A 13,512-nucleotide genomic window follows, 5' to 3' on the forward strand; every position below is an offset into this window, starting at 1 on the left:
CTTTCATGTTGTATTTTCTCGGCCAGTTGGGTGACGCTCTCACGGCTTTCAACGTCTTCCGCTACATCACCTTCCGCACTGCCGGTGCGGTGATCACGGCGATGTTCTTCGTGTTCATGTTCGGTCCGGGCATGATCGCCATGCTGCGCCTCAAGCAGGGCACGGGGCAGCCGATCCGCGAAGACGGCCCCGCCGGGCACCTGCTGACCAAGAAGGGCACGCCCACCATGGGCGGGCTGATGATCCTGTCGGGCGCGGTGATTTCCACGCTGCTCTGGGCCAATCTGAGCAATGGCTATGTCTGGGTCGTGCTGTTCGTGACGTTGGGCTTCGGCGCCATCGGCTTTTACGACGACTATCTCAAGGTCAAGCGGATGAGTCACAAGGGCTTTGGCGGACGCCAGCGCCTGCTGATCGAGGCGCTGATCGCCACCATCGCCGCCTTTGCCATTTCCCAGCTCAATTCTGGCGTCTACAGCAATGCGCTGCTGTTCCCCTTCGTCAAGGATCTGGCCTTCAATATGGGCTATTTCTACATGCTGTTCGGCGGCTTTGTCGTCGTGGCAGCCGGCAATTCGGTCAACCTGACCGATGGGCTCGATGGCCTGGCCATCGTGCCGGTCATGGTGGCGGCGGCCTGTTTCGCGCTGATCGCCTATCTGGTGGGTAGCGTCAATTTCTCCGACTACCTGTTGCTCAACTATGTGCCCGGCACGGGCGAACTGTCCGTGGTCTGCGGGGCGCTGATCGGGGCGGGCCTGGGCTTTTTGTGGTTCAACGCGCCGCCGGCGCAGATCTTTATGGGCGATACCGGCTCGCTGGCTTTGGGCGGCGCGCTGGGCACCATTGCCGTGGCCACCAAGCACGAGATCGTGCTGGCCATCATTGGCGGCCTCTTCGTGCTGGAGACCGTCTCGGTGATCGTCCAGGTGGCGTCCTTCAAGCTCACCGGCAAGCGGGTGTTCCGCATGGCGCCGATCCACCACCATTTCGAGCATCTCGGCTGGACCGAAAGCCAGGTGGTGATCCGCTTCTGGATCATCAGCTTCGTGCTGGCGCTGATCGGCCTCAGCACCCTCAAGCTGCGCTAGCAGGACGGGCGCCGCCCGCGATCAGATCGCGGGAGGCTTGGCGAAACCCTTGACCAGGATCGGCCCGGTGGGCCGGCCGGTCGGCGAGCCGGGAGCAGGCTCCAGCGTAATCTCGTAGAGCTGGCCGGTGGCGGGCAGCGGCAGGTCTGGCCCGGCAAGGGTCATGGCGCCGCTCTGGGTGAGGGTGCCCAGCGAGACCGGGCCGGTGTCCGCATCGGGCAGTGTCCAGACCTGCATCACCTGTCCCGCGGGCACGACGAAGTTTTCCAGCGGCAGCAGGCGCACCGTATCATCGGCATAGGCCTCGACGATGGCGCCGGGGCCATTGTCGCTTTCATTGAGCAGCACGGCCACCATGAGTGGCTGGCGCGCGGTGCTGGTGCTGGCGCCGGTGAAGTAACCAACGCCCAGCGCCACGGCCACACTGGCGGCCATCAGGCCCAGCCATTGCACCGGCGGCAGGCGACGGCGCAACGGGATTACCGTGGCGGTGGCGTGCGGAGTCGCGTCGAGGGCGCGCTCGATGCTCTGCCACAAAGCCGGGCTGGCCGGCTGAGGGGTAGCGGTGTCATCGAGCGCCTGGAACTGCTGCTGGACCCGGCTGACCGCGGCGGCCAAAGCGGGGTCGCTGGCGAGGCGCGCCTCGAAGGCGGCGCGTTCGGGCCCATCGAGCAGGTCGAGCACATAGTCGCCAATTTCCGCCAGCTGATCGGGGGTCATGACAGGCACTCCTGCAGGGCAATGGTGCCGCGACGGATCCAGGCTTTGACGGTGCCCAGCGGGGCGTTCATCGTTGCCGCCGCCTCGCCATGGTTGAGCCCGGTCACGTAGCACAGCAGGATGGCGCGGCGCCTTGGCTCGTCTAGCAGGTTTAGGCAGTGCTTGAGCGCATCGCGGTCGGAAAGGGTCTGGAAGGCGGCCATGGCGTCGCCCAGCCGGTCGCCCATATCGGCCAGCACGTCGGCGTCGTGATATTCCATGCGGCTGCCGTCGCGCAGCAGGTTGAGCGCGCGGTTGCGGGCAATGGTGGTCAGCCAGGCGCGGCCATGGCCCTGGGCGGGATCGAACTGGTCGGCCTTGCGCCAGGCGGCGACGAAGGTTTCCTGCACCACTTCCTCGGCCAGGTCGCGGCGGCGGACAATGCGCAGGGCAATGCCGATCAGCCGGGCGGATTCGAGGGCGAACAGGTCTGCCAAAGCGGGCTTGTCGCCTTGGGCAATCCGGATCAGCAGGGCATTGGTATCGGGAGCATCAGGCATGAGCAGCAACATGGGGGAATTCGCCTTCCATGTCGATTACACGCGGCCGAGGCAATTGGATGCAGCGCAGATTTATTTCATGCCTCTGCATCCAGAGGCGGGGCCCCGTGGGTAAGCCCTCTGTAACCGGCGCATCGCGCGCTGCCCCAAGAGGAGATTTTCATGCCAAAGCTCACCCAGACTGCCCTGCGTACCCTGCTGGCCAGCACCGCGCTGATCGCCGCTGCCGGCGCCGCCCATGCCGCTCCCGCCATCGGCCTCGTCGGCGGCACCACGCTTGTCATGTTCGATACCGAGACCCTGGCCGTCAGCGGCACGATGGATGTGACCGGCGTCGACGGCCTGGCCGGCATTGATGTGCGTCCGGCTGACCAGATGCTCTATGGCGTGTCGCTGGCCGGCGAGATCGTCACCATTGATACCGCCAGCGGCGCTGCCACGGTCAAGTCGACCCTGTCGGAAATGCTGCCCAGCTTTGACGGCGCCATTGTCGACTTCAACCCGATGGCTGACCGCCTGCGCCTGATGGCCACGGACGGCACCAATCACCGCGTCAATGTTGACGACGGCATGGTGACGGTCGATGGCTCGCTGGCCTATGAGGCGGGTGACATGCATGAGGGCGAGACCCCGGCCATTGTTGCCGCGGCCTATATCAACTCGATCGGCAAGCCCGAAGCCACGGCGATGTATGACATCGACGCCACCATTGCCGCGCTCATCCAGCAGACGGCGCCCAATGACGGCACGCTGGCCGCTATCGGCAAGCTGGGCGTCGAAGGCTCGAGCTATGCCTTCGATATCGCTGCCACCGAAGACCTGACCAATACCGCCTATCTCGTCATCGACAACGCGCTGCATACGGTCGACCTGGAAACCGGCGCGGCCACTGAACTGGGCGCCATCGAGGGCGTCGACGGCATGATCCACGACATCGCCATCCTGCCATAAGCCTTCCTGCCTGCATCCATCATGGCGCGCGGACCTCGGGGTCCGCGCGCTTTTTCGTTCACGAGTTGCAAAACGCAAATCCGGTTGGCAAATCGGTAACCATCTACCTGCTACAATTTGAGACAGTTTGTACCGAGTAGTCTGGCTGTCCCATGATGTTCTCCCGTGCCGAAAAAACGCCAATGGCGGAGTGGTGGTGGTCGATCGACCGGGAACTGCTGGGGGCGCTGGTGCTGCTGCTGACCTGCGGCATGGTGCTCAGCTTTGCCGCCAGCCCGCCGGTGGCCGAGCGCATTGGCCTTTCCGAATGGTATTTCGTCATTCGCCACGCCATGTTCTGCGCCCTGGCGCTGCCGGTCATGCTGGTCACCTCGCTGCTCAACCACCGCCAGGCGCGCATTGCCGCGCTGGTGACGCTGGTGGTCAGTCTCGTGCTGCTGTGGGCGACGCTGCGCTTTGGCACCGAGGTCAAGGGCGCACGGCGCTGGATGTCGTTTGGCGGCCAGTCGATCCAGCCTTCCGAATTCGTCAAGCCGGCCTTTGCCGTGCTCAGCGCCTGGCTGTTCTCGGAATCGATGATCCGGCGCAATGTGCCGGGCAAGCTGCTGGCCACGGCGATCATGGTGGCCATTGTCGCCGGCCTGCTGCTGCAGCCCGATATCGGCCAGACGGCGCTGATCCTGGGCACCTGGGCGGTGCTGCTGTTTCTGAGCGGGATTTCCTGGTTCGTCATCTTTGGCCTGGCCGGTGGGGCCGGGGCGCTGCTGTTTGGCGCCTATATGTTCTTCCCGCACTTTTCGCGCCGCATCGATACCTTCCTCAACCCCGAAGGCGGCGGCAATACCTACCAGATCGACCGGGCGCTGCAGTCGCTGCTCGAGGGCGGCTGGTTCGGCCGCGGCCCGGGTGAATCGATCGCCAAGAAGCTGATCCCCGATGCGCATGCCGACTATGTCTTCTCGGCGGCGGCGGGCGAGTTCGGCATCCTGTTCTGCATGGTGCTGGTCAGCCTGATCGCCTTCATCGTCATTCGCGCCATGCTGGCGGCGCAGCGGCAGTCGAGCCTGTTCGCCCGCCTTGCTGCCTCCACATTGGCGATCCAGTTTGCCATGCAGTCCGGCATCAACCTGGCGGTGAATCTCAACCTGATCCCGCCCAAGGGCATGACGCTACCCTTTGTCAGCTATGGCGGTACCTCGATGATTGCCGTGGCCTTCGGCATGGGGCTGATGCTGGCCTTTACCCGTATCAAGCCCGAGGAACGCATGACCACCGGCCTGCCCAGCTTCAAGAGCGCCATCGCACCCCTGGCACCCGCCGAATGAAGCGCTTCATGTTGATGGCCGGCGGCACGGGGGGGCATCTCTTTCCGGCCATGGCCCTGGCGCAGGAATTGCAGCGGCGCGGCCACGCGGTCGAGCTGATGACCGATCACCGGGTCGACGCCTATGGTGGCGATTTTCCGGCCGAGGCTATCCATATCATCCCCTCGGCGACGCCATCGCTGCGCAATCCGCTCAAATTCGTCACCGGCGGGCTGACCATCCTGCGCGGCATTGCCGTGGCCTGGGGCAAGCTGGGCAAGAGCCGGCCCGACTGCGTGGTGGGCTTTGGCGGCTATCCGACCTTTCCGCCCTTCATTGCGGCCAGCCTGCTGGGTATTCCGGGCATCCTGCATGAGCAGAATGCGGTGATGGGTCGCGCCAACCGGGCGCTGGTGCGCTTTGCCGACATGCTGGCGCTGAGCTTCAGCAAGACCAGATTTGCCGATGGCACGGCGCTCGAACAGGTGCTGACCGGCAATCCGGTGCGCGACCGGGTGCGGGCAGTGGCCGGCGAGCCCTATCCGGCGCTTGATGATGACAGCCCGATCCGGCTGGTGGTCTTTGGCGGCAGCCAGGGCGCCAAGGCGATTTCCGACATCGTGCCGGCCGCCCTTGCCGGGCTGGCCGAACCGCTGCAGCGCCGCCTGCTGGTGGTGCAGCAGTGCCGCGCCGACGACCTTGACCGGGTGGCCGAAGTCTATCGGCAGGCCCGCATCAATGTGGAACTGGCGACCTTCTTTGCCGACCTGCCCGAGCGCATTGCGCGCAGCCATCTGGTGATCGGGCGCTCGGGCGCCTCGACCATTGCCGAGCTGACCGTGCTGGGGCGGCCGGCCATCCTGGTGCCGCTGCCTGGCGCCATCGATGCCGACCAGAAGCACAATGCCCAGGTGATGGCCACGGCCGGGGCCGGCTGGGTGCTCGAACAGGCCACGCTGTCGCCGCAATCGCTTGGCACTGCGCTCACGCAGCTGTTATCGGAGCCGGCAAAACTCAGCGCCGCTGCGGCCGCCGCCCGTTCCCTGGGCCAGCCGCGCGCCGTCGAGAAGCTGGCGGACCTCGCCGAGATGCTTTCGGGCAAGAACATATTGGAACACGCGCGATGAAAATGCCCCGCAATATCGGCCCCGTCCATTTCATCGGCATCGGTGGCATCGGCATGAGCGGCATTGCCGAAATCCTGCACAATCAGGGCTATACCGTGCAGGGCTCGGACGCGGCGGTGAACCCCAATGTGCAGCGCCTGCGCGACATGGGCATCAAGGTCGAGATCGGCCAGAGCGGCGACAATCTGGGCGCGGCCGAAGTGGTCGTGGTCTCCTCGGCGATCAAGCGCGACAATCCCGAACTGGTCGCCGCCCGGGCGCGCCAGCTGCCCATCGTGCGCCGGGCCGAAATGCTCGCCGAAATCATGCGCTTCAAGACCGCCATTGCCATTGGCGGCACGCATGGCAAGACCACCACGACGACACTGGTGGCGACCTTGCTCGATGCCGGCAATCTCGACCCGACCGTCATCAATGGCGGCATCATCAATGCCTATGGCACCAATGCCCGGCTGGGCGGCGGCGAATGGATGGTGGTGGAGGCCGACGAGAGCGACGGCACCTTCGTCAAGCTGCCCGCCGACGTGGCCGTGGTCACCAATATCGATCCCGAACATCTCGATCACTATGGCGACTTCGAAGGGGTCAAGAAGGCCTTCCACCAGTTCGTCGAGAATGTGCCCTTTTATGGCTTTGCCGTGATGTGCCTCGATCACCCCGAAGTGCAGGCGCTGGTGGGCGAGATCAAGGATCGCCGCGTCATCACCTATGGGCAGAACCCGCAGGCCGATGTGCGCCTGGTGGACCTCGAAACCATCGACGGCGTCAGTCATTTCGCCGTCGAGATCCGCGATCGCATCCGCATGACGCAGCTGCGCATTGACGGGCTGCAACTGCCGATGCCGGGTGTGCACAATGCGCTCAATGCCACGGCCGCCATTGCCGTGGCCGACCAGCTGCATGTGCCGGCCGAGGCGATCCGCAAGGGGCTCAAGGGCTTTACCGGCGTCAAGCGCCGCTTCACCCGCACCGGCGTGGTGGCCGGCATCACCATCATCGACGATTATGGCCATCACCCGGTGGAAATCACGGCAGCCCTCAGGGCCGCGCGCGAGTCCACCAAGCGCGACGTCATCGCCGTGGTGCAGCCGCATCGCTATACGCGCCTGCGCGACCTGTTCGACGATTTCGCGGCCTGCTTCAACGATGCCGACACGGTCATTGTGGCGCCGGTCTATCCGGCCGGCGAACAGCCGATCGCAGGCATTACCCATGAGGAACTGGTCAGTGCCATCCTGGCGCGCGGCCATCGCGACGCGCGGGTGATCGACCGCCCCGAGGCGCTGGCGCCGCTGCTGGCCAGCCGGGCTGCCGATGGCGACTATGTGGTCTGCCTGGGTGCGGGCAATATTACCCAATGGGCGGCGGCGCTGCCGGCTGAGCTGGGCGCCTTGCTGGGCGAGGATGTCGCGTGAGCTATCCCGATCTCCTGCCGCAGTTCGAGAGCTGGATCGGCGATATTCGCGGCCGGCTGGTCCCTAACCAGCTGCTCAGCGAAGTCACCTGGTTCCGCGTCGGCGGCCCGGCGCAGCTGTTCTTCATGCCGGCCGACGAGGCCGACCTCGCGCTGTTCCTGAAACACCTGCCGGCCGAGATCCGCGTCACCGTGATCGGGCTGGGCAGTAACCTGCTGATCCGCGATGGCGGGCTCGATGGCGTGGTCATCCGCCTCTCCGGCAAGGCCTTCGGCCAGATCGAGATCCTCGACGATCAAAAGATCCGGGTCGGCACCAGCCTGCCCGACGTCAAGGTGGCGACGGCGGCGGCCGAGGCGGGCATTGACGGGCTGACCTTCTATCGTGGCATTCCCGGCGGCATTGGCGGCGCGCTCTACATGAATGCGGGCTGCTACGGCACCGAGACGCGCGAGCGCATGGTCGAGCTGCGCGCGGTGACGCGACAGGGCGAGATCATTACCCTGACCAATGCCGACATGGATTACCACTACCGCAAGTCGAACGGGCCGCGCGGCGCGGTGTTTGTCTCGGCGGTGTATCAGGGCTTTGCGGGCGACCGCGAAGACATCCTGGGCCGCATGCGCGAGATCACCGAAAAGCGCGAGGCCAGCCAGCCGACCAAGGCCAGGACCGGCGGCTCGACCTTCAAGAATCCGGACGGGCATTCGAGCTGGAAGCTGATCGACGCGGCCGGGGGCAGGGGCCTCATGGTCGGCGGCGCGCAGATGAGCGAACTCCACGCCAATTTCCTGCTCAATGTCGACAATGCCAGCGCCCACGATATCGAGACGCTGGGCGAAACGGTGCGCGCCAAGGTGCGCGCGCATGCCAGCATCGACCTCAAGTGGGAAATCCGCCGCATGGGCCATTTCCTGCCGGGCCAGGAAGTGCGCGAATTTCTCGATGGCGATGTCTTCACAGGGGCGGTCTAAGCATGAGCAAGCACGTTGCCGTCCTGATGGGCGGCTGGTCCAATGAGCGCCCGGTCTCGCTGAGCTCGGGCCGCGAATGCGCCGATGCCCTGCGCCGGGCCGGCTACACGGTCACCGAGGTCGATGTCGGCCGCGACATCGCCCAGGTGCTGACCGCGCTCAAGCCCGATGTGGCCTTCAACGCGCTGCATGGCCCGTTTGGCGAAAGCGGCATGATGCAGGGCGTGCTCGAGCTGCTGGCCATTCCCTATACGCATTCGGGCGTGCTGGCCTCGGCCCTGGCCATGGACAAGCATCAGGCCAAGATCGTGATGAAGGCGGCCGGCGTGCCGGTCACCGATCACGTCATTGTGTCCCGCGCCGAAGCGGGCCGTTCCCATGTCATGCCGCCGCCCTATGTGATCAAGCCGATTGCCGACGGCTCGAGCTTTGGCGTCTTCATCGTCAAGTCCGATACCAGCCATCCGCCGCAGGAAATCCTGCGCGAAGACTGGAATTCGGGCGAGGAACTGATGGTGGAGCGCTATATTCCGGGGCGCGAGCTGACCTGTTCGGTGATGGGCGACGTGGCCCTGGGCGTGACCGAGATCATCATCGAACAGGGCTTCTACAATTATGAAGCCAAATACGCCAAAGGCGGATCAACACACATTATTCCGGCCCAGCTGAAACCGAAAGTTTACGACAAGGTGCAAAAGTTGAGCCTTGCCGCCCATGCCGCAATTGGCTGTCGTGGCGTGACGCGCTGCGATTTCCGCTACAACGAGGCGGCAGGCGAGGATGGCGAACTGGTGTGCCTGGAGATCAATACCCAGCCGGGTATGACCCAGACATCCCTGGTGCCCGAGCAGGCCCTGCATGCCGGACACTCGTTTGAAGAACTGGTCGCCTGGATGGTGGAGGACGCGAGTTGCAACAGGTAAAAAGCGAGGCCTTTCTCGCTGGTGCGCGGATCGTGAATCCCCGTACATTGCCTGTTCCTGCCCGCTCTTCCCACCGCAAACTTGCCAACAATGTCGGCCGTGCCTGGGTGCTGCACCGCACCCTGATGAAGCGCGGCCTGCTGATCGCCGCGCTGCTGGCCGGCGTCACCACGCTCTATCAGCTGCGCGAGCCGATCGCCGGCGGCGCGCTTGCCCTTGTCGAGGCGGCCCAGGGCCATTTTGCCGATGCGGGCCTGGCCATTGGCGAGATCGCCATTACCGGACAGGCACTGACCAGCGAACAGGCCATCTTTGATGCGCTGGGTGTCGAGCCGCATACCTCCACGGTGAGCTTTGATGTCGAGGCGGCGCGCCAGCGCATTGCGGCTCTGCCCTCGGTGGCCAGCGTCAGCGTGCGCAAGAATTTCCCCGGCGATGTCACCGTCACCATTGTCGAAAAGCCGCCGGTAGCGCGCTGGCGCATTGATGGCATCACCTTCGTGGTCGATGCCAGCGGCGAGCAGATCGGCGAGGACCATGGCGCCTATGCCGACCTGCCGCTGGTGATCGGCGATGGCGCCAATGACGATGCCTTGGTGATGATCCGGGCGCTGGAGCAGTTCCCGTCTCTCAAGGATGGCCTGGTGGCTTTGTCGCGCATCGCCGACCGGCGCTGGGACATGATCTATGATACCGGCCTGCGCGTGCAGATGCCCGAGCTGGGCGTGGCTGGGGCGCTGCGGCACCTCGAGACCTATCAGGCTGACTATCAGCTGCTCGACCGCGACCTGACCGTCATCGACCTGCGCGTGGCCGGTCTTGTGGCGGTGCGCCCGACCAAGTCCGAGGCGGACCTCGCCAAGGACGAAGAAGAGCGGCAGGCCGCCATTGCCCTGCGGGCGCTGTCGCCCGACCCCTATCCGCTGCCGCCGCGCAACCTGCCCTCCGAAACCCTCAGCCAACCGATCCCCGCCCAATGATGACCGATGCCATGACCTCCCGGCTGCGCCCCGTGCAACCCGGCAAGACTTCGCTTGTGGCGGTGCTCGACATCGGCTCGACCAAGATCTGCTGCGTTATCGCCCGGCTGATGCCGCGCCCCGAGGGCAAGGCCCTCAAGGGCCGCACGCACCAGGCGCAGGTGATCGGCTTTGGCTATGGCCCCTCGGCCGGGGTCAAGAGCGGCGTGGTCACCGATATCGAAAAGGCCGAGCAGTCGATCCGCGCGGTGGTGGGCATGGCCGAGCGCTCGGCGGGGCTCACCCTTGAATCGGTTATCGTCAATGTCACGGCCGGACGGCTGGGCTCGGAAACCTTCTCGGCCGCGGTATCGCTGGACGGGCAGGAGGTCGAGGAAGCCGACATCCGCCGCGTGCTGCGGGCCGTCAACGAGCGTTCGGTGCGGCCGGAGCGCTCGATCATCCATGCGTTGCCGATCGGTTACGCGATTGATGGCCAGAAGGGCATCCGCGATCCCAAGGGCATGGTGGGCGACAAGCTGGGCGTCGACGTCGCCGTGGTCAGCTCGGAAACCCTGGCCATGCGCAATCTCGAACTGGTGCTGCATCGCTGCCACCTGCAGATCGAAGCCCTGATAGCCACGCCCTATGCCTCGGGCCTCGCCACCCTGGTCGACGATGAATCCAAGCTGGGCGTGGCCTGCATCGATTTTGGCGGCGCGACGACCACCGTCTCGGTGTTCAATGAGGGCCACCTGGTCTATGCCGATGCCATTGCCATTGGCGGCCATCACCTGACGCTCGACATTGCCCGCCAGCTGTCGGTCAGCGTGGTGGATGCCGAACGTCTCAAGACCTTTTACGGCTCGGTGCTGCCCGGCCAGGCCGACGAGCGCGACATGATCCCGATCCAGCCGGTGGGCGCCAGCCATGACGAGGCGCCGGGGCAGGTGGCTCGGTCGGTGCTGACCCGCATCATGCGGCCGCGCATCGAGGAAATCCTCACCGCCATCCGCGACCGCATGCAGGCCACCGGCATGATGGATGTCTGCGGCCGCCGCTTCGTGCTGACCGGCGGCGCCAGCGAAATGACCGGGCTGACCGAAGTGGCCCGCCGAACCCTCGCGCGCAATGTGCGCATGGGCCGGCCGATGGGCATTGCCGGCCTGCCCGAAATGGCCAAGGGCGCCGCCTTTGCCACGGTGGCCGGCATGCTGATCTATCCGCAGGTCTGCGCCAAGGAATATGCCGCGCCGCGCGGCAGCCACAAGCTGATCGGCAGCGACGGCTATCTCGCGCGCGTCGGCAACTGGCTGCGGTCGAGCTTCTAGGCCCGCAGGTCGCGCAGGCCCCAGAGCAGCAGGGTGGCGCCGAGCGCGCCGAAGGCCAGGCCAAAGGCGGCCTCGATGATGCGCCAGAACCGGTCATAGGTGCGCAGGGCGATGGCCGTCGAGAACAGCAGACCATAGGCGCCATAGATGGTCATGGCCGAAAAGGCCACCAGCGGGCCGAAGGCCAATACCTGCCACTTTTCCAGCCCCGCCCCGAACAGGAAGGTGGCGACGGCCGACCACATCAGGGCGGCCTTGGGATTGGTCATCACCACCACGAAACCACGCCGCCAGGCCTGTGCGTCGGTGAGCGGCGCCTTGCTCGTGGACACCGTCAGGGCATTGCCGGCGGCAATGGCGCGCAGCGCCCGCCAGGCCACCAGCAGCAGATAGAGGCCACCGGCAAATTTGAGCACAGTGAGCAGATGCGGAAAGGCCGCGAACAGCGATCCCAGCCCGAAGGAGACGGCCGCGGCCCAGACCAGGGTGCCGCAGCCAATGCCCAGCACCGCCAGCAGGGCCGCACGCCGCCCCTGGCCCAGGGCGACGCTGGCCACGGCCATCATATTGGGCCCCGGCGAAGCCTGGGCGAGGGCAACGCCGATCCAGACGGCGAGAAAGGCGTGCAGCATTTGGGTGTTCCGGGATTGAGCAGGTCGGTGCAGGTGATTACCAGATAATGGCATCCGGCCCCAGCGTTGCGGCCAGATGGCGGCGTGTGGCTGCTTCGAAGGCATCGGGCCAGTCGATCTGCAGCGTGGCTGCCAATTGCCGTGCGACGGGAAAGAATTCCCGTGCCAGGGCGGCCTGGGCGGCGATGAGCTGATCCCTGTCCGGCCCCGGATAGGGTAGGCCCGCGAGCATGGCCATTTGATGGGGCGGCAGCAGCCTGGTCAGGTGCAGCGCCCCGCCGGGGTCGGGGAGGGTCACATATTGCTGCAGCAGGTCGGTGAGCAGATTGCGCAGCAGGCCTGTGCCCCAGACGGCGCTGACATATTCGCCTCGTCCCAGCACCACTGGGGTGAGGCCGAGCACGCGGATGAACTCATTGATGATATAGCGGGTGGCCCTGGGGTCGGGTTGCCGGTCTGGCAGGCGGGGTAGCAGGGCATCGTAGATCCCATCCCGGTCGATCAGTGGCCTGACAAGGTCACGGGCCCGGCGGGCGCGGAAATTCTCGCTGTCCTGGATCGACAGGTCGATCCGCAGCCAGTCCTCGGTGATCGCATTGAGCACGATGCCTGCGCCATCGATCTGGTTCCAGAAGACGATCGGGGCGATGGCCTCAAGTGCCTGGCGCCAGTTGGCGGCCAGAGCGGCGTGGTCGTCGGGTGCCGCCACGGCCACCAGATCGACATCGCTCCATTCGTCCGCCGTGCCGCGGCCCAGACTACCAGCCAGAAACAAGCCTTGCAGGCCGGGGCACGCATCCATGCTACCGGTGATGGCCGTGATAAGGTTCTGCTGGTCCAACATGGCCTCCCCGCTCAATAATTCCGGGGTCACCAAACCACGTCCGATGGCCGGCGCCAAGCGCCGCAAGGCCGCTCGTCAGCGTTAAACCATCAGCCGCCGGCATAGGCCTTTTCGAGGTCGGCGACGATCAGCTTCTTCATCTTGAACATGGCTTCGGTGGCGCGTCTGGCGCCTGCCGGGTCGCTGCCGGCGACGGTGTCGTAGAGCGCGCGCGGCACGACCTGCCAGCTCAGGCCGAAGCGGTCCTTGCACCAGCCGCACATGCTCTCGGCGCCGCCGCCGTTAACGAAGGCGTGCCAGAAATAATCGACCTCTGCCTGGTCGGCGCAGTCGATGACGAAGCTGACGGCTTCGGTAAAGGGATAACGCGGGCCGCCATTGAGCAGCATGAAGCGGTGGCCGGCCAGTTCGAGCGTGGCCAGGGCGGAGGGGGTCTGCGCGTCCTGTCGCACCCGCGAGAGAATGCGCGCCTCCTTGAAGGTGGCGGTATAGAAATCAATGGCATCATCGATACGGTCGTCGAACCACAGGCAGGGCATGATCTTGGTCATGGTCACTCTCCGTGCTGGTGCCAGGCGGTGTGCCGGCACAAAGCTGCTGACTCGACGCTCGGGCGGGCGGCGTTTCGACGCGGCAGGGGCGGCAGCCGGGCCGGTATGGTTAACGCTCGCTCAATTGGTAACCGATCAGAGTCGCATTTTG

14 protein-coding genes are annotated in these 13,512 nt (G+C 65.5%); 9 read left to right on the forward strand and 5 right to left on the reverse strand.

Annotated elements, in window-relative coordinates; translation table 11 throughout:
* The first annotated feature begins 5 nt into the window (after positions 1-5).
* Positions 6-1,091 (forward strand): phospho-N-acetylmuramoyl-pentapeptide-transferase, encoded by a 1,086-nt coding sequence (gene mraY, locus GDR53_RS14745; protein WP_193335218.1) that lies wholly within the window; start codon positions 6-8, stop codon positions 1,089-1,091.
* 21 nt (positions 1,092-1,112) lie between these two features.
* Here mraY and GDR53_RS14750 read toward each other — a convergent pair whose 3' ends face one another.
* The gene (locus tag GDR53_RS14750) at positions 1,113-1,811 is read right to left on the reverse strand and encodes an anti-sigma factor (RefSeq protein ID WP_193335219.1); all 699 of its coding nucleotides are present in this window, start codon (positions 1,809-1,811) and stop codon (positions 1,113-1,115) included.
* A complete protein-coding gene (locus GDR53_RS14755) occupies positions 1,808-2,362 on the reverse strand; it encodes a sigma-70 family RNA polymerase sigma factor (RefSeq protein ID WP_232846638.1) in 555 nt (184 codons plus the stop codon). The genes GDR53_RS14750 and GDR53_RS14755 overlap by 4 nt, the downstream gene beginning before the upstream one ends.
* 150 nt (positions 2,363-2,512) lie before the next feature.
* On the opposite strand from GDR53_RS14755, the gene GDR53_RS14760 reads away from it, so the two are divergent.
* The 8 genes from GDR53_RS14760 to ftsA all read left to right on the forward strand — a co-directional run bounded on the left by GDR53_RS14760 (position 2,513) and on the right by ftsA (position 11,334).
* The gene (locus GDR53_RS14760; RefSeq protein WP_193335220.1) at positions 2,513-3,301 is read left to right on the forward strand and encodes a DUF4394 domain-containing protein; all 789 of its coding nucleotides are present in this window, start codon (positions 2,513-2,515) and stop codon (positions 3,299-3,301) included.
* Between the two features lie 155 nt (positions 3,302-3,456).
* Positions 3,457-4,626, forward strand: a complete 1,170-nt coding sequence (locus GDR53_RS14765; RefSeq protein ID WP_193338114.1) for a peptidoglycan glycosyltransferase FtsW — start codon at positions 3,457-3,459, stop codon at positions 4,624-4,626.
* On the forward strand, positions 4,623-5,732 hold the full coding sequence (gene murG, locus GDR53_RS14770; protein ID WP_193335221.1) for an undecaprenyldiphospho-muramoylpentapeptide beta-N-acetylglucosaminyltransferase: 1,110 nt from the start codon (positions 4,623-4,625) through the stop codon (positions 5,730-5,732). The genes GDR53_RS14765 and murG overlap by 4 nt, the downstream gene beginning before the upstream one ends.
* Positions 5,729-7,147, forward strand: a complete 1,419-nt coding sequence (murC, locus tag GDR53_RS14775) for a UDP-N-acetylmuramate--L-alanine ligase (RefSeq protein ID WP_193335222.1) — start codon at positions 5,729-5,731, stop codon at positions 7,145-7,147. Before murG ends, murC begins: the two co-directional genes overlap by 4 nt.
* Positions 7,144-8,121, forward strand: coding sequence for a UDP-N-acetylmuramate dehydrogenase (gene murB / locus GDR53_RS14780; protein ID WP_193335223.1), 978 nt, complete (start codon positions 7,144-7,146; stop codon positions 8,119-8,121). The genes murC and murB overlap by 4 nt, the downstream gene beginning before the upstream one ends.
* Positions 8,122-8,123: 2 nt before the next feature.
* Positions 8,124-9,044, forward strand: a complete 921-nt coding sequence (locus tag GDR53_RS14785; protein ID WP_193335224.1) for a D-alanine--D-alanine ligase — start codon at positions 8,124-8,126, stop codon at positions 9,042-9,044.
* Between the two features lie 32 nt (positions 9,045-9,076).
* A complete protein-coding gene (locus tag GDR53_RS14790) occupies positions 9,077-10,024 on the forward strand; it encodes a cell division protein FtsQ/DivIB (RefSeq protein ID WP_193335225.1) in 948 nt (315 codons plus the stop codon).
* Positions 10,025-10,035: 11 nt separating this feature from the next.
* Entirely contained in the window at positions 10,036-11,334 is a 1,299-nt protein-coding gene (ftsA, locus tag GDR53_RS14795; protein ID WP_232846639.1) for a cell division protein FtsA, read from the forward strand.
* Here the strand turns inward: ftsA and GDR53_RS14800 are convergent.
* The 3 genes from GDR53_RS14800 to GDR53_RS14810 form a co-directional block, all read right to left on the reverse strand.
* Positions 11,331-11,966: a LysE family translocator gene (locus GDR53_RS14800; RefSeq protein WP_193335227.1), complete on the reverse strand. Its 636-nt coding sequence runs from the start codon at positions 11,964-11,966 to the stop codon at positions 11,331-11,333. The genes ftsA and GDR53_RS14800 overlap by 4 nt on opposite strands.
* A 37-nt stretch (positions 11,967-12,003) precedes the next feature.
* On the reverse strand, positions 12,004-12,810 hold the full coding sequence (locus GDR53_RS14805; RefSeq protein ID WP_193335228.1) for a nucleotidyltransferase domain-containing protein: 807 nt from the start codon (positions 12,808-12,810) through the stop codon (positions 12,004-12,006).
* A gap of 89 nt (positions 12,811-12,899) precedes the next feature.
* Entirely contained in the window at positions 12,900-13,361 is a 462-nt protein-coding gene (locus GDR53_RS14810) for a VOC family protein (protein ID WP_193335229.1), read from the reverse strand.
* Between the last annotated feature and the right edge of the window lie 151 nt (positions 13,362-13,512).

The organism is Devosia beringensis (genome assembly GCF_014926585.1).
Taxonomy (GTDB): Bacteria; Pseudomonadota; Alphaproteobacteria; order Rhizobiales; family Devosiaceae; genus Devosia; species Devosia beringensis.